The 23,238-nt window shown below is 65.8% G+C and carries 22 protein-coding genes; 14 read left to right on the forward strand and 8 right to left on the reverse strand.

All coding sequences use genetic code 11. The features are described 5' to 3' along the window. The first annotated feature begins 6 nt into the window (after positions 1-6). From AC56KW_RS06455 to crtB, 4 genes are read left to right on the forward strand one after another with little or no spacing between them, the layout of a single operon-like run. Positions 7-1,317, forward strand: coding sequence for a glycosyltransferase (locus AC56KW_RS06455; RefSeq protein WP_497169916.1), 1,311 nt, complete (start codon positions 7-9; stop codon positions 1,315-1,317). Beyond that, positions 1,310-2,494, forward strand: a complete 1,185-nt coding sequence (gene crtY / locus AC56KW_RS06460; protein ID WP_497169917.1) for a lycopene beta-cyclase CrtY — start codon at positions 1,310-1,312, stop codon at positions 2,492-2,494. The genes AC56KW_RS06455 and crtY overlap by 8 nt, the downstream gene beginning before the upstream one ends. Beyond that, positions 2,491-3,993 (forward strand): phytoene desaturase, encoded by a 1,503-nt coding sequence (locus tag AC56KW_RS06465; protein ID WP_497169918.1) that lies wholly within the window; start codon positions 2,491-2,493, stop codon positions 3,991-3,993. The genes crtY and AC56KW_RS06465 overlap by 4 nt, the downstream gene beginning before the upstream one ends. Then, positions 3,990-5,000 carry a 15-cis-phytoene synthase CrtB gene (gene crtB, locus AC56KW_RS06470; RefSeq protein ID WP_497169919.1) on the forward strand — a complete coding sequence of 337 codons (1,011 nt, stop codon included), beginning with the start codon at positions 3,990-3,992 and terminating at the stop codon, positions 4,998-5,000. Before AC56KW_RS06465 ends, crtB begins: the two co-directional genes overlap by 4 nt. Here the strand turns inward: crtB and AC56KW_RS06475 are convergent. Then, a complete protein-coding gene (locus tag AC56KW_RS06475) occupies positions 4,891-5,430 on the reverse strand; it encodes a sterol desaturase family protein (protein ID WP_497169920.1) in 540 nt (179 codons plus the stop codon). The genes crtB and AC56KW_RS06475 overlap by 110 nt on opposite strands. A gap of 125 nt (positions 5,431-5,555) precedes the next feature. Here AC56KW_RS06475 and AC56KW_RS06480 point away from each other — a divergent pair, with 125 nt between their 5' ends. Together AC56KW_RS06480 and AC56KW_RS06485 are read left to right on the forward strand one after the other, a co-directional pair. Beyond that, complete coding sequence (locus AC56KW_RS06480) at positions 5,556-5,987, forward strand: DUF2141 domain-containing protein (protein WP_497169921.1); 432 nt, start codon at positions 5,556-5,558, stop codon at positions 5,985-5,987. A gap of 96 nt (positions 5,988-6,083) precedes the next feature. Further along, positions 6,084-6,314: a hypothetical protein gene (locus tag AC56KW_RS06485; protein WP_497169922.1), complete on the forward strand. Its 231-nt coding sequence runs from the start codon at positions 6,084-6,086 to the stop codon at positions 6,312-6,314. A gap of 345 nt (positions 6,315-6,659) precedes the next feature. On the opposite strand, the gene pcp is transcribed toward AC56KW_RS06485, so the two are convergent. From pcp to AC56KW_RS06505, 4 genes are all read right to left on the reverse strand, one after another. Further along, entirely contained in the window at positions 6,660-7,316 is a 657-nt protein-coding gene (pcp, locus tag AC56KW_RS06490; RefSeq protein ID WP_497170224.1) for a pyroglutamyl-peptidase I, read from the reverse strand. A 10-nt stretch (positions 7,317-7,326) separates the two neighbouring features. Continuing rightward, complete coding sequence (locus tag AC56KW_RS06495) at positions 7,327-8,283, reverse strand: DUF979 domain-containing protein (RefSeq protein ID WP_497169923.1); 957 nt, start codon at positions 8,281-8,283, stop codon at positions 7,327-7,329. Beyond that, positions 8,280-9,008 carry a DUF969 domain-containing protein gene (locus AC56KW_RS06500; protein ID WP_497169924.1) on the reverse strand — a complete coding sequence of 243 codons (729 nt, stop codon included), beginning with the start codon at positions 9,006-9,008 and terminating at the stop codon, positions 8,280-8,282. Before AC56KW_RS06500 ends, AC56KW_RS06495 begins: the two co-directional genes overlap by 4 nt. 77 nt (positions 9,009-9,085) lie before the next feature. Continuing rightward, positions 9,086-9,388: a YciI-like protein gene (locus tag AC56KW_RS06505; protein WP_497169925.1), complete on the reverse strand. Its 303-nt coding sequence runs from the start codon at positions 9,386-9,388 to the stop codon at positions 9,086-9,088. A gap of 183 nt (positions 9,389-9,571) precedes the next feature. Here AC56KW_RS06505 and AC56KW_RS06510 point away from each other — a divergent pair, with 183 nt between their 5' ends. The 6 genes from AC56KW_RS06510 (at position 9,572) to AC56KW_RS06535 (ending at position 17,459) form a co-directional block, all read left to right on the forward strand. After that, the gene (locus AC56KW_RS06510; RefSeq protein ID WP_497169926.1) at positions 9,572-10,510 is read left to right on the forward strand and encodes an alpha/beta hydrolase; all 939 of its coding nucleotides are present in this window, start codon (positions 9,572-9,574) and stop codon (positions 10,508-10,510) included. Between the two features lie 380 nt (positions 10,511-10,890). Beyond that, the gene (locus tag AC56KW_RS06515) at positions 10,891-11,907 is read left to right on the forward strand and encodes a BMP family lipoprotein (protein WP_497169927.1); all 1,017 of its coding nucleotides are present in this window, start codon (positions 10,891-10,893) and stop codon (positions 11,905-11,907) included. Between the two features lie 94 nt (positions 11,908-12,001). After that, positions 12,002-13,531, forward strand: coding sequence for an ABC transporter ATP-binding protein (locus tag AC56KW_RS06520; RefSeq protein WP_497169928.1), 1,530 nt, complete (start codon positions 12,002-12,004; stop codon positions 13,529-13,531). Beyond that, complete coding sequence (locus AC56KW_RS06525; protein WP_497169929.1) at positions 13,528-14,622, forward strand: ABC transporter permease; 1,095 nt, start codon at positions 13,528-13,530, stop codon at positions 14,620-14,622. The genes AC56KW_RS06520 and AC56KW_RS06525 overlap by 4 nt, the downstream gene beginning before the upstream one ends. 3 nt (positions 14,623-14,625) lie before the next feature. Beyond that, entirely contained in the window at positions 14,626-15,591 is a 966-nt protein-coding gene (locus AC56KW_RS06530; protein ID WP_497169930.1) for an ABC transporter permease, read from the forward strand. A 248-nt stretch (positions 15,592-15,839) separates the two neighbouring features. Next, positions 15,840-17,459 carry a methyl-accepting chemotaxis protein gene (locus AC56KW_RS06535; protein WP_497169931.1) on the forward strand — a complete coding sequence of 540 codons (1,620 nt, stop codon included), beginning with the start codon at positions 15,840-15,842 and terminating at the stop codon, positions 17,457-17,459. A 47-nt stretch (positions 17,460-17,506) separates the two neighbouring features. Here AC56KW_RS06535 and AC56KW_RS06540 read toward each other — a convergent pair whose 3' ends face one another. Beyond that, positions 17,507-18,370, reverse strand: a complete 864-nt coding sequence (locus AC56KW_RS06540) for a MipA/OmpV family protein (protein ID WP_497169932.1) — start codon at positions 18,368-18,370, stop codon at positions 17,507-17,509. Between the two features lie 355 nt (positions 18,371-18,725). Here AC56KW_RS06540 and AC56KW_RS06545 point away from each other — a divergent pair, with 355 nt between their 5' ends. Then, positions 18,726-18,920 (forward strand): hypothetical protein, encoded by a 195-nt coding sequence (locus AC56KW_RS06545; protein ID WP_497169933.1) that lies wholly within the window; start codon positions 18,726-18,728, stop codon positions 18,918-18,920. 264 nt (positions 18,921-19,184) lie between these two features. On the opposite strand, the gene AC56KW_RS06550 is transcribed toward AC56KW_RS06545, so the two are convergent. Both AC56KW_RS06550 and AC56KW_RS06555 read right to left on the reverse strand, forming a co-directional pair. Beyond that, positions 19,185-20,246, reverse strand: coding sequence for a S1/P1 nuclease (locus AC56KW_RS06550; protein WP_497169934.1), 1,062 nt, complete (start codon positions 20,244-20,246; stop codon positions 19,185-19,187). 32 nt (positions 20,247-20,278) lie between these two features. After that, positions 20,279-21,961: a bifunctional metallophosphatase/5'-nucleotidase gene (locus tag AC56KW_RS06555; protein WP_497169935.1), complete on the reverse strand. Its 1,683-nt coding sequence runs from the start codon at positions 21,959-21,961 to the stop codon at positions 20,279-20,281. Positions 21,962-22,192: 231 nt separating this feature from the next. Here AC56KW_RS06555 and AC56KW_RS06560 point away from each other — a divergent pair, with 231 nt between their 5' ends. Continuing rightward, positions 22,193-23,170: an IS1595 family transposase gene (locus AC56KW_RS06560; protein ID WP_497170225.1), complete on the forward strand. Its 978-nt coding sequence runs from the start codon at positions 22,193-22,195 to the stop codon at positions 23,168-23,170. Positions 23,171-23,238 lie beyond the last annotated feature (68 nt).

Here is a 23,238-nt window from a genome sequence, read left to right on the forward strand (position 1 = left end):
GTCCGCATGGCGCATTTCGCGGTCGTCGCTCCGGCCCTCTACAGCCACTTCAACACGCTATCGGTACTGGCGCGCGAACTGGTCGCGCGCGGGCACCGCATCACCTTCGTGCACCGCCCCGACGCCATCGACTACGTCAAGGATGCACGCATCGGCTTCCATGCGGTCGGCAGCGACACCCATCCGGTCGGCTCGCTGCCGGCGATGCTCGCCAGGGTCGCCAATCCCGGCTCGCCGCTGGGCCTGCGCCGCGTGATCCTCGACATGGCGGCCAGCACCACGATGCTGTGCCGCGAACTGCCGGCCGCCTTGCGCGGACTGCAGGTCGACTACCTGCTCGCCGACCAGATGGAAGCGGCCGGCGGCCTGGTGGCCGAAAGCCTCGGCATGCCGTTCGTGTCGGTCGCCTGCGCGCTGCCGGTCAACCGCGAGCCGGGCATCCCGCTGCCCGTGATGCCCTTCATGCATGAGGACAGCGAGCGCGCCTTCAAGATCGTCGAAGGCAGCACCATGGTCTACGACTGGATGATGCGGCCGCACGAACGCGCCATCGCCGCCGCGGCCGAGCAGCTCGGTTTGAGCCCGCGCGGAAAACTGCACGAATGCCTGTCGCCGCTGGCCCAGGTCGCGCAGATCGTGCCTGGCTTCGACTTCCCCCGCCGCGCGCTGCCGCCGCATTTTCACCATGTCGGCCCGCTGCACTCGGGCACGGTCGCACCGGGCCTGGACGCGCAGGAGTTCGCGACGCTGCTGCCGCCCGTGTCGAGCCAGCGGCCTTTCGTCTACGCCTCGCTCGGCACACTGGTCAGCCAGCGCTTCGGCCTGTTCAAGCGCATTGCGCAAGCCTGCCAGCGCCAGGGCGCGCAGCTGCTGGTCGCCCACTGCGGCGGGCTGGATGCAGCGCAGGTGCGGGCGCTGGAAGCCATCGGCGACACCCGCGTGCACGCCTTCGTGCCCCAGCTGGCCGTGCTGGCGCGGGCCGACGCCGTCATCTCGCATGCCGGCGCCAACACCGTGATGGAAGCCGTCGCCACCCGCACGCCGATCCTGGCGCTGCCGATCGCCTTCGACCATCCGGGCGCCGCCGCCCGCGTCGAGTATGCCGGCGTCGGCCTGCGCGCTTCGCCCCGTTTCGCCAGCGTGAACGAACTGTCGCGCAAGCTGCGCCGTCTGCTGGACGAACCGCGCTTCAAGGCGCGCATGGCGCCGCTGGCCGACCAGATCCGCGAAGCCGGCGGCGCGCCGCGTGCGGCCGACATCATCGAAGCCGTGCTCGGCCTGCAACCGGCGCCACACAGGATGGCCAGCCATGGGTGAGCGCAACGCGGTCGACTACGACCTGATCCTGGCCGGCGGTGGCCTGGCCAACAGCCTGATTGCCTGGCGCCTGCGCGCCGAGCGCCCGCATCTGCGCATCCTGGTGCTCGAGCAGGGCACGCGCCTGGGCGGCAACCATACCTGGTCCTTCCATGAAACCGACCTCGATGCGGCGCAGCTGCACTGGATCGCACCGCTGGTGACGCACCGCTGGCCGCGCTATGACGTGGTGTTTCCCGAACTTACCCGTACGCTGGACGGCGCCTACGCCAGCATCGCCTCGGACGACCTGGCGCAAGTGGTCACGCCGGCGCTCGGCGCCGCGCTGCGCACCGGCGTGTGGATCGACGCGGTGACACCCACCAGCGTGCGCCTGGCCAGTGGCGAAACCCTGCAGGCGCACGCCGTCATCGACGGTCGCGGCATGCGCGCCAGCACCCACCTCGCGCTCGGCTACCAGACCTTCCTCGGCCAGGAGATGCAGCTCTCTGCCCCCCATGGCTTGTCGGCCCCGGTGATCATGGATGCCGGCGTGGCCCAGCAAGGCGGCTACCGTTTCGTCTACCTGCTGCCGTTCGGGCCGGATCGCGTGCTGGTCGAAGACACGCATTATGTCGACAACGCCGCCTGGGAACCCGAGCGGCTGCGCGCCAACATCGCCAGCTATGTGCAGGGACGCGGCTGGCGGGTGCGCGAAGTGCTGCGCGAAGAACAGGGCTCGCTGCCGATCGTGCTGGCGGGCGACTTCGAGCGCTACTGGGATGAATTGCAGGGCCAGCCCAGCGTCGGCCTGCGCGCCGGCCTGTTTCATTCGACCACCGGCTACTCGCTGCCGCACGCGGTGCGCCTGGCCGAACGCATCGCCCAGCTACCCGACCTGTCGGCGCCGACGCTGTTCGCCGCCATCCGCGGCCAGGCGCGGCACGCCTGGAATGAACAGCGCTTCTTTCGCATGCTCAACCGCATGCTGTTCCTGGCCGGCAGCCCGGATCACCGCTGGCGCGTGATGCAGCGCTTCTATCGCCTGCCCGCGCCGCTGATCGCCCGCTTCTACGCCGGCCGGCTGCATCTGGGCGACAAGGCGCGCCTGTTGACCGGCAAGCCGCCGGTACCCGTCATGGAAGCCTTCGACGCCGTCCGCAAGACTCACCCCTATCAAATCAGGACCGCAGAATGAACCAGATGAAAATCGAACCGAAACGCGCCGTCGTCATCGGCGCCGGCTTCGGCGGCCTGGCGCTGGCCATCCGGCTGCAGGCCGCCGGCATGCACACGACGCTGCTCGAAAAACGCGACAAGCCGGGCGGTCGGGCCTACGTCTATGAAGACCAGGGCTTCGTGTTCGATGCCGGTCCCACCGTCATCACCGATCCATCGGCGATCGAGGAATTGTTTACGCTGTGCGGCAAGAAGATGGGCGACTATGTCGAGATGCTGCCGGTCGCGCCTTTTTACCGCCTGTGCTGGGAAGACGGCAGCCACTTCGACTACGCCAACGACCAGGAAGCGCTCGACCGCCAGATCCATGCGCGTAATCCAGCCGACGTGGCCGGCTACCAGCGCTTCCTGGCCTATTCGAAGGCGGTGTTCGACGAGGGCTACCTGAAGCTGGGCGCCGTGCCCTTCCTCTCGTTCCGCGACATGATCCAGGCCGGCCCGCAACTGGCGCGCCTCGAAGCCTGGAAGAGCGTGTACGGCATGGTGTCGCGCTTCGTCAAGGACGAGCAGCTGCGCCAGGCGTTCTCGTTCCACTCGCTGCTGGTGGGCGGCAACCCGTTCGCCACCTCGTCGATCTATACCCTGATCCATGCGCTGGAGCGGCGCTGGGGCGTGTGGTTCCCGCGCGGCGGCACCGGCGCCCTGGTACGCGGCCTGGTACGCCTGTTCGAGGACATGGGCGGCAAGCTGGAACTGAACGCATCGGTGGCGCGCATCGAGACCGCCGGCAACCTCGCCAGCGGCGTGCGGCTGGAAGACGGCCGCTGGTTCATGGCCGACGCGGTCGCATCCAACGCCGACGTCGTGCACACCTACGCCGACCTGCTGAAAAACCACGGCCGCGGCAGCAGCCAGGGCGAGGCGCTGAAAAAGAAACGCTTCAGCAATTCGCTGTTCGTGCTGTACTTCGGCCTCGACAAGCACCACGAGCAGCTGCAGCACCACACGGTCTGCTTCGGCCCGCGCTACCGCGAGCTGATCAAGGATATCTTTAACGGCGACAAGCTGGCCGACGATTTCTCGCTGTACCTGCACGCGCCCTGCGTCACCGATCCCTCGCTGGCGCCGCCCGGCTGCGGCAGTCACTACGTGCTGGCCCCGGTGCCGCACCTGGGCAATGCGCCGATCGACTGGGAGACCGAAGGCCCGCGCTACCGCGACCGTATCTTCGACTATCTCGAGCAGCGCTATATGCCGGGGCTGCGCAGCCAGCTGGTGACCAGCCGCATCTTCACGCCGAACGACTTCCGCAGCGAACTCAATGCCCACCTGGGTTCGGCGTTCTCGCTTGAGCCGATCCTGACGCAAAGCGCCTGGTTCCGCCCACACAACCGCGACGCCGAAGTGCCCAACCTGTACCTGGTCGGCGCCGGCACCCATCCCGGCGCCGGCGTGCCGGGCGTGATCGGCTCGGCCAAGGCGACCGCCGGCCTGATGCTGGAAGGAGTCCTCGCATGACCATGAACACCGGCGCCCACGCCGGCGCCGACCTGATGCAGCACGCGACCCAGACCATCGAGGTGGGCTCCAAGAGCTTCGCGGCGGCCGCCCGGCTGTTCCCGCCCGCCACCCGGCGCAGCGTATTGATGCTGTACGCCTGGTGCCGCCACTGCGACGACGTGGTCGACGGCCAGGAGCTGGGCTTCGCCGCCGCCACGCCGAGCGCCTTCGGCGCCACCTTCGAGCTCGATCGCCTGTACGACGACACCCGGCGCGCCTATGCGGGCGAGTCGATGCGCGTGCCGGCCTTCGCCGCCTTCCAGGAAGTGGCGCTCGGCCACGCGATCGCGCCGCGCTATGCCTTCGACCACCTGGCCGGCTTCGCGATGGACGTGGGCGAGGCGCGCTACCGCACCATCGACGACACCATGCGCTACTGTTACCACGTGGCCGGCGTGGTCGGCCTGATGATGGCCTCGATCATGGGCGCGCGCGACGAGCTGGTGCTTGATCGCGCCTGCGACCTGGGGCTGGCTTTCCAGCTGACGAACATCGCGCGCGACATCATCGACGATGCGAAAATCGGCCGCTGCTACGTGCCGGCCGAGTGGCTGCTGGAAGCCGGCATCCCGCCCGACCACGTGGCCCTGCCGCGCCACCGCGAGGCCCTGGCCACGGTCGCTGCGCGCCTGGTCGACCATGCCGAACCGTATTACGAATCGGCCACGCTGGGCATCGCCGCCCTGCCCCTGCGCTCGGCCTGGGCGATCGCCACCGCGCGCAATGTGTATCGCCAGATCGGGATCGAAGTAAAGCGGCGCGGCGCGCGCGCCTGGGACGAACGGGTGGGCACCTCGAAGGCGGCCAAGCTGCGCCTGCTGGCCCTGGGTGGGGCCCAGGCGCTGGCGTCGCGCCTCAGCCCTGCTCGGGCAGCGACGGCGCGGCCGCGGCGGCGCGATCTGTGGCTGCGTCCTGGCCGCGCGGACGGCGCACCTGACCATGCTGCGCCTGCAACTGGCGTTTGAGCTTGGCGACCGGCGGCGCGTACAGGAAGCCGAACGACACGGTGCCCTCCTTGCCTTCCACCGCATGGTGCATGCGGTGGGCCTGGTACAGCCGCTTGAGGTAGCCGCTGCGCGGCACATAGCGGAACGGCCAGCGCTGGTGCACCAGGCCGTCGTGGGCGATGAAGTACAGGCCGCCGTAGGCAGTCATGCCAGCGCCGATCCATTCGAGCGGGTGATAACCGCGCGTGCCGTACCAGATCAGGGCGATGGCGACGCCGGCGAATACTACGGCGTACAGGTCGTTCTTCTCGAACCAGCCGGTGCGCGGCTCGTGATGCGAGCGGTGCCAGCCCCACCCGAAGCCGTGCATCACGTACTTGTGCGCGACGATGGAAAATACTTCCATGAACGCAATGGTGGCAAGGACGATGAGCGCATTGGCAAGCATGATAGTGGGTTCGGGAACACGGAAACAGGATGTCCACAGCCTATCACGACGAGGCCTCCGCACGGTTGCGCAGCAGCACCATACGGATGGTCAAACACGATTCACCCTTAATCTATGGAGTTTTCATGCAGTCGATTCATCGTACCCTGGGCCGTATCCTCATCCTGGCAGCGGGCGCAGGCGCGGCCAGCCTCGCTTCGGCCGCGTCGATCGAAGTCAGGGTCCAGGGCGTCACGAGCCCTCCCAAAGGCATGGTGCGCGTCGCCATCTGCGACAAGGCGACCTTCCTGAAGGATTGCCCGCATTCGGCGTCGGCCCGGGCGCTGCAAGGCGAAACGGTCGTGACCGTCGACAATGTGCCGCCCGGCAACTGGGCCGTGCTGTCGTACCAGGACGAGAACGATAACGGGGAACTCGATCGCAACGTGCTGGGCATCCCCAAAGAGCGCTACGCCTTCAGCCGCGATGCACGGGGCCGCTTCGGACCGCCGAGTTTCGAGGATGCGGCATTCGTCGTGCGCGATGAGAAGGCGGTCAGCCATATCAAGCTGCGTTGAAGTGCTCGAATCGCTGGCGCCAGCATGATTCCAGTCAGTTGAAGGCCTGTTGCCTCGGTATTGGTATGACGTCGGATCAAGCGCTCCGAAGGCGGCGTGTCGCTGGCCGACATCGCCGACGGTTCATCGCTGGTGATGAAACCGTCGGCCGGGCTGGATGACGCGACGTTCATCGCCCAGTTGACCCGGACGGCGCTCGAACGCGACGCGACGGCGACCGAACTGGCGGATCGGGCGGGCTGCTTGCACAAGGCCGTGTCGATCGCGGCGACGTATTGCTGGCGCTGGCCGGTTCAGCCGAGATGGTGGCCCTGGTCGGCGCAATGAGCACCTCGTTCGCGGTCAGTGGCGAAGGGCGCTACGCGATCTGCTGGCGACGAATGCGTCGGCAGGTCACCTCCAGTTCGGCGCTTCCCGTCCCTGGAGGATGACCATTGCAGGTCTGGCTGCGCACATGCTTGCGCAGTCCGCTGTGGGCACTGCATCGTCCGCAGTAGCTTCCTTCCCGCAGCTTTCTTGATGTATTTACCGCCCAGGCCTTCATCATCTCTCGCTTGACACGCAGTGAACGTATTTTATTCACCAAGTGCTCAGCAATGGTGCCAGCCGATGGACTCTTCCTTTGTCAGATTTATCGTACCCACAAACGGCAGGTGCGATTCGGCCTGTGGCCTAGTGCGTGGCTCCGCCCACTTCGCGCACGTCCAGGTCGACGTTCACGGTCGTCTCCACCGCCAGCTTGATGCCGGCAATGATGTCTTCCAGCGCCATCGATGGCGGCGCATCCGGCCGCGCGGCCGCTTGCTCCGGCAGGAAGGGCACGTGGATGAAACCGGCCTTGACGGGCTGCGGCTGCGGCTGGCGCGCCGCATGGTGCATCAGGCCATAGAACACGTGGTTGCACACGAAGGTGCCTGCGGTCTGCGACACGCCGGCCGCCAGTCCCCGGTCGCGCAGCGCGCGCACGATCGCCTTGACCGGCAGCGTCGAAAAATAGGCCGCGGGGCCATCGACCGCGATCGCCGCATCCACCGGCTGCTGGCCGCCATTGTCGAGAATCGAGGCGTCGTCGACGTTGATCGCCACCCGCTCGATCGAGATGTCGGGCCGGCCGCCGGCCTGGCCGACGGCGATCACGACGTCGGGATGCAGTTCGTCGACCATGGCCACAAGGTCTTCGATCGCCTGCCCGAACACGCAGGGCAACTGGCGCACCTCGACCCGGAAGTGTTCTCCTTCCCAGCCTTCGAGCGCCCGTACGGCTTCCCAGGCGGGGTTGATGGTGGCGCCATTGAACGGCTCGAAGCCGGTCAGCAGTACGGTCTTGATCATCACGGCCTCACAGATTCATCAAAAAATAGAGCAGGAAGATATTCGCTGTCAGGATCGGCAGCGCGCTCGGTATCTGGGCGCGGATCACCGCATTCTTGTCGGGCAGCTCGAGCAGCGCCGCCGGCACGATATTGAAGTTGGCCGCCATCGGTGTCATCAGGGTACCGCAATAGGCGCTGAACATGCCGATCGCCGCCATCACGGCCGGGTTGGCGCCATACATTCCGATCAGGACCGGAATGCCCACGCCGCCCGCCATCACCGGGAAGGCGGCGAAGCCGTTGCCCATCACGATCGTAAACAGCGCCATGCCGACGCAGTACACGGCCACCGCCACGAAGCGCGAATCCATGCCGATATACGTGGTCGTCAGGTGCGCCACCGCCTTGCCGACGCCGGCTTCCGAGAACAGCAGTCCTAGCACCGCCAGGATGTGCGGCAGCACCACCGCCCAGCTCATGGCGTCGACCAGGCGCCGCGCCTCGCGCACGCCCTGCAGCGGCGTGGCGCGCGTCAGCCAGCAGGCGGCGACCAGGGCCACGACGGCGCCGCAACCCATGCTGACCAGGGTCAGGTGGGCCGGGTCGAGCAGCGGCGACCCCGCTAACCGGACATCCTTCAACACGGTGGCGCCGATCACGGTCACCAGCGGCAGCAGCAGCGCCGGGATGAAAATGCGGTTGCCCAGGCGGGCGACACTGGCGCGGCGCTGTTCCGGGCCCAGTGTCTTCGGCGCGCCGGCTTTGACCCCGCCGAAGCCGGCCAGCAGCGCCATGCCGATCATCAGGGCGCCCACCCAGGCCGGCGCCATGCGCTCGCCGGCCAGGTAAAGCAAGGCATACAGGCCCCAGAACAGCGCGGTGGTGTAGCGGCGTGGATTGCTGCGGTCCACCAGGTTCATGATGGCCACGGCCGACAACAGCAGCCCGACCAGGATGTAGAAATGTTCGATGGTGAGGGTCATGGCGCATCCTTCGCGGCAGCCGCTTTCAGCTTGACCTCGGCCTGGACTTCGCGCTCGATCTCGGCGTCCAGGCGGCGCAGGTTCCAGGCATGGATCACGAAGGCCGTGATCGCGGTCGGGATGCCCCACAGCGCGATGTGCAGCGGATTGACCTCGATGCCCTCGGCCTGCAGGATGGTGTGCATCAGGACGATGGCGCCGAAGGCGACAAAGATGTCTTCGCCGAAGAACAGGCCGATATTATCCGTGGCGGCCGACATGGCGCGGATGCGGTGGCGCACGCGCTCGGGCAGGCCGCCGTGCTGCGTTTCGGCCGCCGCCTCGGCCATCGGCGCGACCAGCGGCCGCACCATCGTCGGGTGGCCGCCCAGGCTGGTCAGGCCCATCGCGGCCGTGCTTTCGCGCGCGAACAGGTAGACGATGAGCAGGCGCCCGGCGGTGGCCGAGCGCACCCTGGCGATCACGGATTGCGCCTGTTCGCGCAGGCCGAAGCGTTCGAGCAGGCCGATCGCCGCCAGCGGCAACAACAGGATCAACGGCAGGTTGCGCGTCTTGACGAAGGCGCTGCCGAGCGACTCGAGCAGGGTGATGACGGGCATGGCGGCCGCCACGCCGGTGACGCCGCAGGCGGCCACGGCGACCAGCACAGGGTTGGCCCGCAGCAAAAAACCGGCGACGACGACGACCACGCCGAGCAGCGGCCACAGATTGATAGCAGATTGCATGGATTCCCCGGCAAGATTCGACAAGCCGAGGATCTTACTCCATGTGGTGTGTTAATCCGGCAAGGCCGCGTAAAGATTCAGCCCGGCCGTACCGGGTTGCTGGCCAGGTCGCCGATGACCGTATTCCACTGGCGCACGTGGAAGGCGCGTACCAGGCCGTGGGTAACGTACGGGTCTCGCGCCGCGAACAGCTGCACCGCTTCGGCCGTCTCGCAATCGAACACCAGCACCGCATGATCGGCCGGCTCGGCCAGCGCGCCGGCCAGGACCAGTTCGCCGCGTTCCTGCGCCTCCCAGGCCAGCTTCAGGTGCGCGTCGCGAAACTCTGCGCGACGTTCGAGGTAGTCGGGGGCGAGGTCATACGTCAACAGGTAATGCACGGCGTCTCCGGGATGGTGATCAACGAGCCTCTATCGTAACCGCAAACGCACACACCGCGCACGGCCTGACAGGACCGGTTCGATGTTGGCTTAAAACAACCTTTTAACCCGTCCCGCATGGGCGAGTCGGCAGAGCGAGGTGTCACACAAACAAAACTCAGCAGCTGGCGTAGACTGTCGGTCATGGATATGTCGAAGAAGATGGCGGCGGGGATCACGGGCTTTGCCAGCGTGCTGTGGCTGGGCCTGACAGCTGCCGTGGCCGCCAACCAGCGCCGCCTGGTCTTCAACCCGACGCTCGAGCGCGAGGTGCAAAGCCCGCGCAGCAGCGGTCACCGCACCCGCCCCGTGGTCTTGCGCGCCGCTGACGGCACCCGCCTTTCCGGCTGGCTGATGACGCCCACCATCCCAGGTCCGCGCCCGGCGGTGCTGTATTTCGGCGGCCGTTCCGAAGAAGTGTCCTGGGTCGTGCGCGACGCCGGCAAGCTGTTTCCCAACATGACCGTGCTGGCCATGAATTACCGCGGCTATGGCGAGTCGCAGGGCGTGCCGGCCGAAATCCACATGATCGAAGACGGTTGCCTGCTGTACGATTGGCTTGCCACCCGCGGCCAGGTCGATCCGCACCGTATCGCCGTGATCGGCCGCAGCCTGGGTTCCGGCGTCGCGGTGCAGGTCGCCAAGGAGCGTCCGGCCCACTCGGTGGTCTTGATCACGCCCTACGATTCGATCCTGGCGATCGCCAAGCGGCGCTTTCGCGTGATGCCGATCGAATACCTGCTGCAGCACCGTTTCGAGTCGATCAAGTACGCGCCCTCGCTCAAGGCGCCGACCTATGTGCTGCGCGCGTCGAGCGACGACGTGGTGCCGCATACGCACACCGACCTGCTGGTGGCCAAGCTGGGCCAGTTGGTGGCGGACGACATCGTTCCCGACTCCGACCACATGAACATCCCCTATCTGCAGGCGACCCAGGACCTGATCGCCGGTTTCCTCACGCGCCAGTTCAACCAGCCGGTGACGCCGGCGGCGGCGGCGGCCGTGGCCGACGCCGTGGCCAGTGCCGAACCGCCCGCCGAGGCGGTTCCCACAGCGGCCGACTTTGTCCTCGCGACAAAATAATTGCTGAAAGTTGTCAGCAGTTATATTTCCAACGAATAAATTGGCTAGTAAAATCGTATTTGTCATCAACTTGTAGGTTGATGCATATTCGACAGCTTGCGCTGAGATGGCGTGAGTTTGCTCATATTATTGCTAAATTCGACCCGACGTCAGCCAAATCGACCCTCGCAGCCCGTTGTGGCCGTGCTACATAGAAGCCCATCTGCTGAGAAAATAGTCGCCAGAAACAAATCGTCACCCCCAGCGGATCGCCGGGCTGACACAATCGCGCAGCGCGTAGTGTCTTCTCCCGCCATACCGCTCGAGGTCGCAACTTGCGCAGCCCTTACCCATCGGACGACACGCCGCGGGTACAATACCGCTATTCCAGGAGCCCATTGATGAAATTTAAGCAACTCAGCATCACCATCGCGGCGCTGTGCGTCGCCGGCAGTGCCATGGCCGCGCCGGCAGCAGGTCCGATCGCGCAGCCGAAGCTCGGCATGGTCTACGATGCGGGCGGCAAATTCGACAAGTCGTTCAACCAGTCGGCCTTCGAGGGCCTGCAGCGCTTCTCGAAAGAGACCGGCGTCAAGGTGTTCGAAGTCCAGGCCAATAGCGATACCCAGGCCGAGCAGGTCATGCGCGGGCTGGCGCGCAAGAAGGTCGACATGATCGCCGCCATCGGTTTCTCGCAAACCCAGGCCGTGCAAAAAGTCGCCCGTGAATTCCCGAACGTGCGCTTCGTGCTGATCGACAGCGTCGCGCAAGGCGCGAACATCGAATCGGTGATGTTCAAGGAACAGGAAGGCTCCTACCTGGTCGGCGTGGCCGCCGCGATGGCCTCCAAGTCCAAGAAGCTCGGCTTCGTGGGCGGCATGGACATCCCGCTGATCCGCGCCTTCGCCTGCGGCTACAGCCAGGGCGCCAAGGCGCAGGCGCCGAAGGCAGAAATCGTCCAGAACATGGTCGGCACCACCGCCGCCGCCTGGAACGATCCCGCCAAGGGCGGCGAACTGGCGCGCGCCCAGTTCGCGCGCGGCGTCGACGTCGTGTTCGCGGTGGCCGGCGGCAGCGGCATGGGCACGCTGCAGGCGGCCAAGGAGCAGGGCAAGCTGGCGGTCGGCGTCGATTCGAACCAGAACTACCTGCATCCGGGCACCATGCTGACCTCGATGGTCAAGCGCGTCGACGTGGCCGTGTACGACTCCTTCATGGGCGTCAAGAACGGCACCTGGAAATCGGGCGTGCACTACAAGGGCCTGAAGGAAGGCGGCGTGGACTGGGTACTGGACAAGGACAACCGCAAGGTCGTCACGCCAGAGATCGAAAAGCGCGTCAACGCCGTGCGCACCGACATCATCAACGGCAAGATCAAGGTCATCGATTACCGCGCAGGCAGCAGCTGCCCGGTCTGATCTTTTTATTTCCATTCGAAGCGCGCCGCGCCGGCTCCCACCGGCCCGGCGCGCTTTTGAATGATAAGCACACATATATTTACGACAGATCGCAATGCAGCCAGCCGTAGAATTTCGCAACATCAGCAAGGCCTTCGGGCCCGTGCAGGCGAACGCCGAAGTCAGCTTCTCGATCGCCAAGGGCTCGATCCATGGCGTGATCGGCGAAAATGGCGCGGGCAAATCCACCCTGATGAGCATCCTGTACGGCTACTACCACGCCGACAGCGGACAGCTCGTCATCAACGGCGCCGAGCAAAGGATCCGCTCCAGCCTGGAAGCGATCGACCTGGGCATCGGCATGGTCCACCAGCACTTCATGCTGGTCGAGAACATGACCGTGCTCGATAACGTGATGCTCGGCACCGAAGGCGGCTTCAAGCTCTCGAAGAAACGCGTCGAGACCGAGGCCAAGCTGCGCGAGATCTGCACCCGCTACCACCTCGACGTCGATCCGCTGGCGGTCATCTCGACCCTGTCGGTCGGCGCCCAGCAGCGCGTCGAGATCCTCAAGCAGATCTACCGCAGCGCCGAGATCCTGATCCTGGACGAGCCGACCGCGGTGCTGACCTCGCAAGAGATCGCGTCGCTGTTCGACATCCTGCGACTATTCAAGGAACAGGGCAAGACCATCATCCTGATCACCCACAAGCTGGGCGAGATCATGGAGATTACCGACCAGGTGACCGTGATGCGCGCGGGCCGTGTGGCCGGCGCCGTCGCCACGCGCGACACCTCGAAGGAACAACTCGCCAACATGATGGTGGGGCGCCCGATCGAGGGCAACCTGCCGCGCAAGCCGCACGCTCCCGGGGCGCCGGTGCTGCAGGTCGAACACCTGCAACTGAAGGACGCGAACGGCGTCCAGCTGCTGGCCGACATCTCCCTGAACGTGCGCGCAGGCGAGATCGTGGCGATTGCCGGCGTCTCGGGCAATGGCCAGAGCGAGCTGATGGAAATCCTGTCCGGCATGCGCCTGCCGACCTCGGGCAACGTGACGATGGAAGGCAAGGCCCTGCCCTTCGCCGGCCGCGCGAACGCCGACGGCCTGCCCGCGGCGTTTCGCGACCTCGGCATCGGCCACGTGCCGGAAGACCGCCTGCGCGACGGCGTGATCAAGGATTTCTCGGTCATGCAGAACACCGTGTTCGGCTACCAGGACCGTGTCACCCGCGGCGTCGGCCTGTTCGACTTCGACGCCATCGCCAAGCGCTGCGCTCACTTGCTCGAGCAATTCGACGTGCGTCCGAAAGACCCCAATGTGCGCATCGGCCTGCTATCCGGCGGCAACCAGCAGAAGGTCGTGATCGCGCGCGAAGTATCCAGCGCGCCGAAGCTGATGCTGGTCGGCCAGCCGACCCGCGGAGTCGACATCGGCACCATCGAAAGCATCCACACCCAGCTGCTGCGCCTGCGCGACGAAGGCGTGGCGATCCTCTTGGTGTCGACCGAGCTGGAAGAAGTGCGCGCGCTGGCCGACCGCATCGTCGTGATGTCGGGCGGCCGCGTCACCGGCGAACTCCATATTGACGAATTCGACACCACCCGCATCGGCCTCCTGATGGGCGGGATGCACAAATCATGAAAACGACTGAACTTCCACGCTGGGCCTCGGGCTTTGTCCTGCCGGTCCTGAACCTGCTGTCCGCGCTGCTGGTCGCCGCGCTGGTCATCCACCTGCTGGGCGAGAGCCCGATCGAATCGCTGCAGATCCTCGTCAACAGCGCCGTGATCAATCCGGAAGGCTTGAGCTACACGCTGTTCTACGCCTCTACTTTTGTCTTCACCGGCCTGGCCGTGTCGATCGCGATGAAGGCGGGCCTGTTCAACATCGGCGCCGAGGGCCAGATGTACCTGGGCGGCCTGGGCCTGACCCTGGCCATGCTGGCGTTCGACGCCAGTCTATCGGCCTGGCTGCTGATCCCGCTGGCGATCGTCGCCAGCGCGCTGTTCGGCGCGGCCTGGGCCTTCCTGCCCGGCTACCTGCAGGCCAGACGCGGCAGCCACGTGGTGGTCACGACCATCATGTTCAACTTCATCGCCGCCGGCCTGATGAACTTCATCATCGTCAAGTACATGATCCCCGAGGGCGACCAGAACCCGGCCAGCCGCGTGTTCTCGGATGCCGCCGCGATCCCGCAGCTGTCGACCTGGCTGCCGTTCTTCGGCGAGAATACCCCATTGAACCTGGCCTTCATCCTGGCGCTCGTTGCACTGGTCGTGTACTGGGTCGCGGTGTCGCGTTCGAGCTGGGGCTACAAGCTGCAGGCGACCGGCCTGAATGCCCACGCCGCCCACTATGCCGGCGTGCGCATCAGCCGCACCATCATCGTCGCGATGCTGATCTCGGGCGCCCTCGCCGGCCTGGCGGCGGTGAACTCGATCCTCGGCTCGACCCATTACCTGAGCCTGAATTTCCCGGCCGGCGCCGGCTTCATCGGCATCGCGATCGCGCTGATGGGCCGCCAGCATCCGGTCGGCATCCTGCTGTCGTCGGTGCTGTTCGGCGCGCTGATCCAGGGCGGTTTCGACCTGTCGCTGGAAAAACCGAACATCCCGCAAGAGACCTTCATTTTCATCCAGGGCCTGATCATCCTGTTCTGCGGCGCCATGGAAAACATGTATGGACCGGCGCTGCTGAAACTGATCAACGCCACTCGTAGCAGCAAGGGATAAGCCATGGAAGACTTCCAGTTCGCCAGTATCGTCGTCTCGACCATCCGCAATGCGCCGGTGCTGATCTTCGCGGCCATGGCCGGCCTGTTCGCCGAGCGCAGCGGCGTGGTCGACATCGGCCTCGAGGGCAAGATCCTGGCCTCGGCCTTCGTTTCGGCCGGCGTCGCCTACACCTACCAGGACCCGTGGATCGGCATCGCCGCCGGCATCCTCGCGTCCTGCGCGCTGGCCCTGGTCCAGGCGTTCGTGTCGATCACGCAAAAGGGCAACCAGCTGGTGGCTGGCATCGCCATCAATATCGCCATGAGCGGCCTGACTTTTGTCGTGGCCCAGTACTTCTTCCAGCAAGGCGGGCGCACGCCCGACCTGGGTGAGGCGCGCCTGTCGGCGGTGGTGCTGCCGGGCTCGGACCTGGTGGCCGACATCCCGGGCCTCGGCTGGTTCTGGACGCGCCTGATCGGCGGCCATTCGCCGCTGGTGTATTTTGCGTTCGCGCTGCTGCCGATCGTGCACTGGGTGCTGTTCCACAGCCGCTTCGGCCTGCGCCTGCGCGCCTGCGGAGAAAACCCGCACGCGGCCGACGCCGCCGGCATCTCGGTCCAGCGCACGCGCTACACGGCAATGATCATCGCCGGCGTGCTGTGCTCGTTCTCGGGCGCCTACCTGTCGATCGTCCAGAGCGGCTTCTTCTTGCGCGACATGTCGGCCGGCGCCGGCTACCTGGCGCTGACCGCCCTGGTGTTCGGCAACTGGCGTCCGCTGCACACGGTGCTGGGCTGCATGATGTTCGGCTTCTTCGCCGCCGTGCAGATCCAGATCGAAGGCGTCGACCTGCCGGTCGTGGGCCGCATCCCGGGTTCGCTGATCCAGATGATCCCGTACATCGTCACCGTGGTCGTGCTGGCCGGCCTGATGGCCAAGTCGGTGGCGCCGAAGGCGCTGGGCAAGCCCTTCGTCAAGTCGCGCTAGACGCGGCTCGCCTGCCCGCGTCCGCGGGCAGGCTCTCGTCCTTCTCAGGCTCTGCGGGCACCTTCTTGCGCGCAACGCCGCACATAGATCAACTGATTGATATTGGACGTGATGATTCCGCCACGCATCGCGTTCGATTTCTCATCAATCGTCGAATCAGGTTCGGCAGCACCTCTCAACTCTGCGAAAATACTGACTTTCCTTACGGCAACGCACGGACAAGTGCATCGTAAAACCTAGAGGAACCAATGGCAATTGAGAATATTAAGCTGCGCAGCCTGCTTTTCACCGGCTTCGCGACCCTGCTGGCCGCAATGCTGCTCCTGATCGGCATCGGCCTGGTCCAGATGGAAAAGGCGGAAGATCTGACCGACAAGCTGACCGGTCAGAGCATGGAACGCCTGTCGATGCTGCAGGAATGGCAGGCCATCATCGAGACCAATGCGGCGCGCACGATCGCCGCCATCAAGATGTCCGACGCTGCAGACGAAAAATACTTCCTGGATGGTATCAGCACCTCGTCCAAGCGCTCGGACGTCTTGCACAAAGGCCTGGTCGAGAACCTGTCCGGCGATCCGGCCGCGATGGCCTTGTTCGCCAAGGTCGACGAGCAGCGTGAAGGCTACCGCGCCGCGCGCAAGAGCGTGCTCGCGAAGAAGGCCGCCGGCGACATGGCGGGGGTCGATGCATTCCTCGCCGCCGATATGCTGCCCCGGGTAGAGGCGTATGTCGGGAGCCTGCGCGCGATCGTCGAATACCAGCAAGGTGTCGTCGCCAGCGATGCGGCCGAGATCGACGACGGTTTCGCGGCCAATCTGCGCTTGCAGCTGGGCTTGGCCGCGGCCGCCCTGCTGGGTGGCGCCGTCTTCGCATGGTGGATCGGCCGCCGCATCACCGGCCCGCTGGAACAGGCCGTGGCGGTCGCCCAGACCGTCGCCACTGGCGACCTGAGCAGCCGCATCGTTGCCCAGGGCACGAATGAAACCGGCGTACTGATGGGCGCGCTAAAAGACATGAACGACAAGCTGGTGGGCATCGTCGGCCAGGTGCGGCGTGGCACCGAAACCATCGTCGAAGCGGCCGACCAGATCTCGGCCGGCAACCTCGAACTGTCTTCGCGCACCGAGCAGCAGGCCGGCGCGCTGGAAGAAACGGCTTCGTCGATGGAAGAGCTGACCTCGACCGTGAAGCAGAACGCCGATAACGCGCGCGAAGCCAATGCGCTGGCGCAGACCGCATCGCAAGTGGCAGGCCGCGGTGGAGAGACCGTCGGCCGCGTGGTGCAGACCATGGACGCGATCACCGACTCATCGAAAAGGATCTCGGACATCATCGGCGTTATCGACGGCATCGCCTTCCAGACCAATATCCTGGCGCTGAACGCGGCGGTGGAAGCGGCGCGCGCCGGCGAACAGGGCCGCGGCTTCGCGGTGGTGGCGAGCGAAGTGCGCAACCTGGCGCAGCGTTCGGCGGCGGCGGCCAAGGAGATCAAGACGCTGATCGGCGACTCGAGCGCCAAGGTCGAGGAAGGCAGCCGCCTGGTGTCGGACGCCGGCGCGACCATGCAGGAAATCGTGGACAGCATCGGCCGCGTCACGGCGATCATGTCGGGCATCGCCATGGCCAGCCAGGAGCAGTCGGCCGGCATCGAACAGGTGAACCAGGCGATCGCGCAAATGGACCAGGTGACGCAGCAGAACGCGGCGCTGGTGGAAGAAGCGGCGGCCGCATCGACATCCATGCGCGAGCAGGCGCAGTTACTGGCGCAGCTGGTGTCGACCTTCCGCTTCGAGGACGGTGCCCGAGCGGGCCGCCCATCCCTCGAGGGCGCCGCCCGCCCGGCGCTGACGATGCGCCAGGCCGCCTGACGCGAACAGCTTGTCTCCTCTTCACGCCGGGCTGGTCCCGGCGTTTTTTATGGCGTGACCGGATCGATCGGCTCGTAGCCGGCCGCACGCCGGCTTGACCGCGCCAGCGTCCAGGCGAAGCCGATGCCGGCCGAGGTGCCGGTATTCTTGAGGTGCAGCGGGCTGTCGCGGTTGGCGCCGCCGGCATACGACTCGACACGCACGAAGCCGAACAGCCGCACATCGGGATTGAGCTGGCGGGTGGCGAACAGGCCGACGCGGGTCAGCATCAGGCCGGCATCGGCCCCGTAGGCGGCGCGCGACGCGTTGGCATACTGCGGCTGCACCTCGTAGAAGTAGCGGTTGATGCGCTTGTCGCCGAACACGACCGACACATTCCCTTCCACGCTCCACAAGCCGCGCTCGCCGCGCGTTTCATAGGCCAGCTTGGGTTCGAAGGTCCAGCCCTGGCGCCGCAGCCCGCCGCGCGCTTCGATCACCGCCCGCAGGGGCAGTTCGGCGCGTAACCGGCTGGTGCTGTCGATGTCCGCAACCCGGATCTTCAACCTCGGACCGAATTCGAACAGGGCGCCCAGGTCGGGCATGCCGGCGCGGATATCGACGTCGTCCGAGTCGGACGGCAGCGCACCGGCCAGGCCCACGTCGAATTCGAGCCGGTCGGAGCGAAACAGGCGCGCTCCGATGCCCGACTGGTCGGCGCGCAGCACTTCGCCGCGGTACAGCAGGTAGGGTAATGGCAGGATGCGGTCATTGCGCTCGATCGCACCAGGATAGGCCGGGGCAGTGATGCCGAAGGCGCCCACGCCGACTTCCCACAGTGGCAAGCCACCCGGCTCGGTGGACTGGGCGCTGGCGTGGACGGCGGGGATCAGGCATGCGGCCGCGATGGCGGCGTGGAAGGTGGGATGCATTTGGCCTCGGAATCTGGTCGGTTGACGCGATTCTATCCGAGGCTGGGGCAAGTCTACGCACGTGCGCCCGATTCAATTGTCAGCGGCGCCGGATCCATCGACCCTGGCTATCGGTCGTTGAGGGTACTCAACTGCATTTCGGCGCTCGTCCGGTAGATGGGAAATCTTCGAGTCCGATCGGGATGGCTATGTTGGACAGGAATACCGGGCCGGTGAGGCGGGAGGAAACGACCATCTCCACATCAGTACAGGCCCACGTCTTCGAATGCGGAAGGAGAGAAGTGGCTGTTCAACGCCATGACAATGACGGTCGCCGGCCTGGCCTGGGTCACTGCACATGGGGACGACGATATCCTTGGAACGTGGCGATTACCAGGATGCTGGATGCTGGATGCTGGATGCTTGGAATATCACTGCGCCGGACCACACGCAAGCCTCCCGGCTGGTCGGGAAACTCTTTATCGTCGAGCCTGACAAAGTCTCGCTCAATGGCGAGTCCTGCAAGGAGCCCGAGTTTGTCCGCCACCATGAAGATACCGTGCGTTACTAGGCGAGGAAGCCCATGCCTCATCATGGAAACTGGGTTTGCCGCTGACGGTGGCGGTCATCGACCTGTCCTGCACCGAAGCACTCATCAAGGGGCACGACAACATTGTCGTGCTTTGGAAGGGCGTCTTCTTTGATGCTGTGAAGCAGTTGTCCGATACGCCTGGCAAGACATTGCGCTTGCACGGACACCCTGAACAATATTTCCGGTTCTTGAACATGCGTGTGCGCCGCAGCTGTCCGGCGATGGGCGGCGCACACGCCGTTATTACGGCCAGATCGCCTGCAGCATCGCCGCCAGGTTGTAGCCCCCCTTGACCAGCTGGGTCTTGGCGATCTCGGAACTTGGCACCGGATAATTCTGCGGCACCTCTAACGCGAAGGTGTAATACGTCTCGCCCTTCTTGCTGGTCTGCGGGGTGAGCTTGCCCGGCACCACGTCCTTGTAGGCCAGCTTGGCCGACACCAGGCCGTCCTCGACCCACTGCACCGGCCAGGTCGCGACATCGCCCTTGGCGCGCGCGATATGGGGCTTGCTCGCGATGGCCACGTCGGCGAACTGCTCCGGCGTGCGGGTCTTGATGCGGCGGAAGGCGTAATCGACCGTGGTGCTGTCCCAGTAGGAGTGGAACGGCTTGGTCAGCGCCGAAGGCACTCCTTCCTTGACCACCACCGGTTCGCCTGCCGGAATCACGCCCGACGACAAGGCCGACAGGCGCTCGTTATCCAGCAGCAGGTTGTTGCCGCCGCGCGAATCGAAGACCAGGGTCTCGTCGATCTCGGCGCGGTTTTTCGGCACCACGAACCGGCCGTCCCTGGAAACGAAAGCCGAACCCACGTGCAGCGGCTGGTGGATGTCGCCGGCAAAGTGGGCCAAGAGGATCAGCGCCTGGCGCTTGGTGAACTTGTGCGGGTTCAGCGCCGGATCAAGCTTGCCTTGCAAGACGGCGATGCACTGCTCCAGTGTCTGCACGATGTCGACGTCGCTCGTGCCCACGCCATGCTCATGGTAGTGGTCCAGCTGGAACGGCACATTGGTGTAGTGGTATTCGCTGTGGCGTGGATTGCCGGCCACGTACTCGACCATCTCCGGCGTCTGCGGGCCGCAGTAGGTGCCCTTCACGCAGTCGGCCCAGTTGGCGACCGAGGCCAGCGATTCGCCCGGCAGCAAGAGCTGGGCGATTTCCTTCTGGGCGTTGCTGCCCTTGAGCAGCCGGTCGGCGATCGCGCCGATGGCGCGGTGGCCGTCGCGGCCCCAGGCGGCGGCGTGGGGCGCGGCCACCGATGTGAAGACGCCGGTCAGCGCCAGCACGCATGCGAGTTTTTTCATGGTGATTCCTTGTCCAATACAGTGCTGCGGGATTACTTGATCTTCTGGATGCGTGGTGCAGCCGGCGCCATGGCGCCCTGCCCTTCGATCTTCTTGAGGTAGGCGATGAAGCCGTCCAGATCGCGCATGCCGGTGTCGACGCGCGCCGTGCCCTTGGCGAATTCGGGATAGCCGTCGCTGCCTTCGGCCAGGAAGTTGTTGGTGGCGATGCGGTAGGTGGCGCCGTCCTGCATCTCCTTGCCATTCAGCTTGAGGCTGCCCGGCACCAGGCGGCTGCCCGCCGGACGCTTCGGATCCCAGGCATAGCTCAAGCCCTCCGAAACCTGCAGCACCGCCGAATTCGAATCGACGCCGCCCGCCCACTGGCGTTCCAGCAGGGCGCGGATCTGGGCCCCGGTCAAGTCCATCACGACCGTCGTGTTGCCGAATGGGAGGACCACCTGCGCCTGGCCGAAAGCGACCGTGCCGTCGGGCCCGGCCTCGAGGTCGCGGCGGATGCCGCCGTTGTTCATGAAGGCCAGTTGCGCACCGAGGTCGCGCACCGAGTCGAGCGCCGCATCGGCGATCATATTGCCCAGCACCGACTCGCCGGCATCGTTGGTCCTGCGCAGCACCGGCGCCCCCGCCACCCTGGCGATCGGGCGCGTCAAGGCCTGCTCGCTGCGCTCCTTCACCTGCGCCACGAAGGCCGTCATCTTCGCATCAAGCGGATACTCGCCCGGCTTCATCACCACGTTATTCACCTTGAGGTTGCTGACAGCCCCCGTCTTCGGCTCGACCTGCATCGACACGCGCGTCAAGAGGTGGCCGGCGGTATCGGCCTGGGTCACGGTGCGGCCATCGACGTCGCACAGGTAGCCCTGGTGCGAATGGCCGGTCAGCACCAGCTTGACCGCCGGGTCGATCTTTTTCACCACGTCGACGATGTCGCCCTTGAGCTGCGAGCAGCCCGCCTGCAGCGGCGACTCCACGGTGCGGCCGCCCTGGTGCACCAGGGCCACGATGACCTGGGCGCCGGCCGCGCGCATCGCCGGCAGCGCGGCATTGATCGCCTCGGCCTCGTCGCCGAAGCGCAGGCCGGCGACGCCGGACGCGACCACCATGTTCGGCGTGTCCTTCAGCACCACGCCGACCAGGCCGACCTTGATACCCTTCACGTCTTCGATCTTGAAGCCCGGGATCACGGGCTTGCCGGTGGCCGAGTCGATCACGTTGGCGCCAAGGTAGGTGAACCTGGCGCCGCCGAAGTTCGGCGTCAGCTTGCAGGCCTTGGTCGGATACGGCGAATCGCAGCCCCCGTTCTGCTGGCGCAGCAGTTCCTTGCGGCCGCCGTCGAATTCATGGTTGCCGACCGCGCTGGCGCGCAGGTTCAGCATATTCATCACCTCGATGGTCGGCTCGTCGGCCCACAGCGAGGACAGCGCCGGGCTCGCGCCGACGATGTCCCCGGTCGAGACCAGCAGCAGGTCCTTGTCTTCCTTGCGCCAGGCTTGCAGCGCGGCGGCCACCGCCTCGGCGCCGCCGGCGCGCATGACTTCTTCCTTGCCGTCGGCGTGCTTCAGCACGTAGCGGCTAGGTTCGAGGTTGCCGTGGAAGTCGTTGAGCGACACGAGATTGAGGGTGACCGGGCCCTGGGGCGCGCTGACGCAGCCGGCCAGCAGCAGCGCCATGGTGAGGGTGGAAAGACTGGCGCATGCGCGGCGCGTAACGATCATGGGAACACCTTTAATGGATGCGGACCGGCGCGAACAGCGGGTCCGGAGAACGGAGTTCGAGCGAACTCGACAGCCAACATTATCCCACGCCGCTTGTGCGCAGGAAATCCTTACAGCAGCTGGTCTCTTCCTTTTGACAGTAAAAAAAGGCGTTGTTCGCGTTAGTTATGCGAACCTTTCCGATTCGCGCCGGTCTCAGCCACTGTCGAGTTAACTCATCAGGTGGCAATGATGCAAGGCTTGGTCTTCGAAGAAGTATTTGCCGCGCTGACCTCCCTGCACCTGCATACCGACGAGGTAGCCAGGTTGCGCGCCTGGATCGCGGCGATCGTTCACCCTGGCGAGTGCCTGCACCTCATCGCCCAGGCGGCGGCCACCCCATGCTGCCCGCATTGCCAATGTCCGCGTGTCCATCGTTGCGGTGCGGCCAGCGGCCTGCAGCGCTGGCGCTGCCTGGCTTGCCGGCGCAGCTTCAATGCGCTGACGAACACGCCGCTGGCGCGCCTGCGCAAGAAGGCCGCCTGGCTACCGTACCTGCAATGCGTGCTCGACTCGCGCACGGTCCGCGCAGCAGCCGAGCTCGTCGGCGTGCACCGCAGCACCAGCTTCCGCTGGCGCCACCGTTTCGTGCCGGGCGCGGCGCGCAAGCGTCCAGATCGCCTTGAAGGCATGGTCGAGGCGGACGAAACCTATCTGCTCGAATCGCAGAAGGGCTCGCGCCACCTGACGCGTCCCGCGCGGCGGCGCGGCGGCGTGGCGACGCGGCGCGGCATCAGCCGCGAGCACGAGTGCCTGCTCGTCGCACGCGACCGGGGCCGGCGGACACTGGACTTTCATACTGGCCGCGGGCCGGTCAGCGCCGTGAAGCTCATCGCCTGCCTGCGGCCGGTGCTGGCGCCGGACGCGGTGCTGATCAGCGATTCGGCGGCCGCTTACCGGGCCTTTGCCGCCGACGCCGGTATCGCGCACGAGGCGGTCAATCTGCGCGCCGGGATCAAGGCGCGCGGCGCGATCCACCTGAATAACGTCAATGGCTGGCACGCCCGCTTCAAGACCTGGATCAAGCGTTTCAATGGCATCGCCAGTCGCTACCTGGTGAACTATTCGGGCTGGCGGCGCTTCCTGGATGACGGCGCTTTGCATACGCCAGCGCAATTGCTGACGGCAATCATCCAGTGCGCAACTTGCCGTCGGAAAGAAACGAATTAACGCGCACAGCGCCTAAAAAAAACGGCCGGTGTTTCCACCGGCCGTACTTGACTACCTATGCTACTAAT

Source organism: Telluria sp. RT2P19, from assembly GCF_059685725.1.

Bases quoted from the DNA above. Each gene is read 5' to 3' on its own strand.
- AC56KW_RS06535 (WP_497169931.1), top strand. From the start codon at position 15,840: ATGGCAATTGAGAATATTAAGCTGCGCAGCCTGCTTTTCACCGGCTTC.
- AC56KW_RS06475 (WP_497169920.1), bottom strand. From the start codon at position 5,430: ATGCTTGCCAATGCGCTCATCGTCCTTGCCACCATTGCGTTCATGGAA.
- crtB (WP_497169919.1), top strand. From the start codon at position 3,990: ATGACCATGAACACCGGCGCCCACGCCGGCGCCGACCTGATGCAGCAC.
- AC56KW_RS06500 (WP_497169924.1), bottom strand. From the start codon at position 9,008: ATGCAATCTGCTATCAATCTGTGGCCGCTGCTCGGCGTGGTCGTCGTC.
- AC56KW_RS06455 (WP_497169916.1), top strand. From the start codon at position 7: ATGGCGCATTTCGCGGTCGTCGCTCCGGCCCTCTACAGCCACTTCAAC.
- AC56KW_RS06550 (WP_497169934.1), bottom strand. From the start codon at position 20,246: ATGAAAAAACTCGCATGCGTGCTGGCGCTGACCGGCGTCTTCACATCG.
- AC56KW_RS06560 (WP_497170225.1), top strand. From the start codon at position 22,193: ATGCAAGGCTTGGTCTTCGAAGAAGTATTTGCCGCGCTGACCTCCCTG.
- AC56KW_RS06555 (WP_497169935.1), bottom strand. From the start codon at position 21,961: ATGATCGTTACGCGCCGCGCATGCGCCAGTCTTTCCACCCTCACCATG.
- AC56KW_RS06530 (WP_497169930.1), top strand. From the start codon at position 14,626: ATGGAAGACTTCCAGTTCGCCAGTATCGTCGTCTCGACCATCCGCAAT.
- AC56KW_RS06480 (WP_497169921.1), top strand. From the start codon at position 5,556: ATGCAGTCGATTCATCGTACCCTGGGCCGTATCCTCATCCTGGCAGCG.
- AC56KW_RS06525 (WP_497169929.1), top strand. From the start codon at position 13,528: ATGAAAACGACTGAACTTCCACGCTGGGCCTCGGGCTTTGTCCTGCCG.
- crtY (WP_497169917.1), top strand. From the start codon at position 1,310: ATGGGTGAGCGCAACGCGGTCGACTACGACCTGATCCTGGCCGGCGGT.
- AC56KW_RS06520 (WP_497169928.1), top strand. From the start codon at position 12,002: ATGCAGCCAGCCGTAGAATTTCGCAACATCAGCAAGGCCTTCGGGCCC.
- AC56KW_RS06465 (WP_497169918.1), top strand. From the start codon at position 2,491: ATGAACCAGATGAAAATCGAACCGAAACGCGCCGTCGTCATCGGCGCC.
- AC56KW_RS06510 (WP_497169926.1), top strand. From the start codon at position 9,572: ATGGATATGTCGAAGAAGATGGCGGCGGGGATCACGGGCTTTGCCAGC.
- AC56KW_RS06495 (WP_497169923.1), bottom strand. From the start codon at position 8,283: ATGACCCTCACCATCGAACATTTCTACATCCTGGTCGGGCTGCTGTTG.
- AC56KW_RS06540 (WP_497169932.1), bottom strand. From the start codon at position 18,370: ATGCATCCCACCTTCCACGCCGCCATCGCGGCCGCATGCCTGATCCCC.
- AC56KW_RS06515 (WP_497169927.1), top strand. From the start codon at position 10,891: ATGAAATTTAAGCAACTCAGCATCACCATCGCGGCGCTGTGCGTCGCC.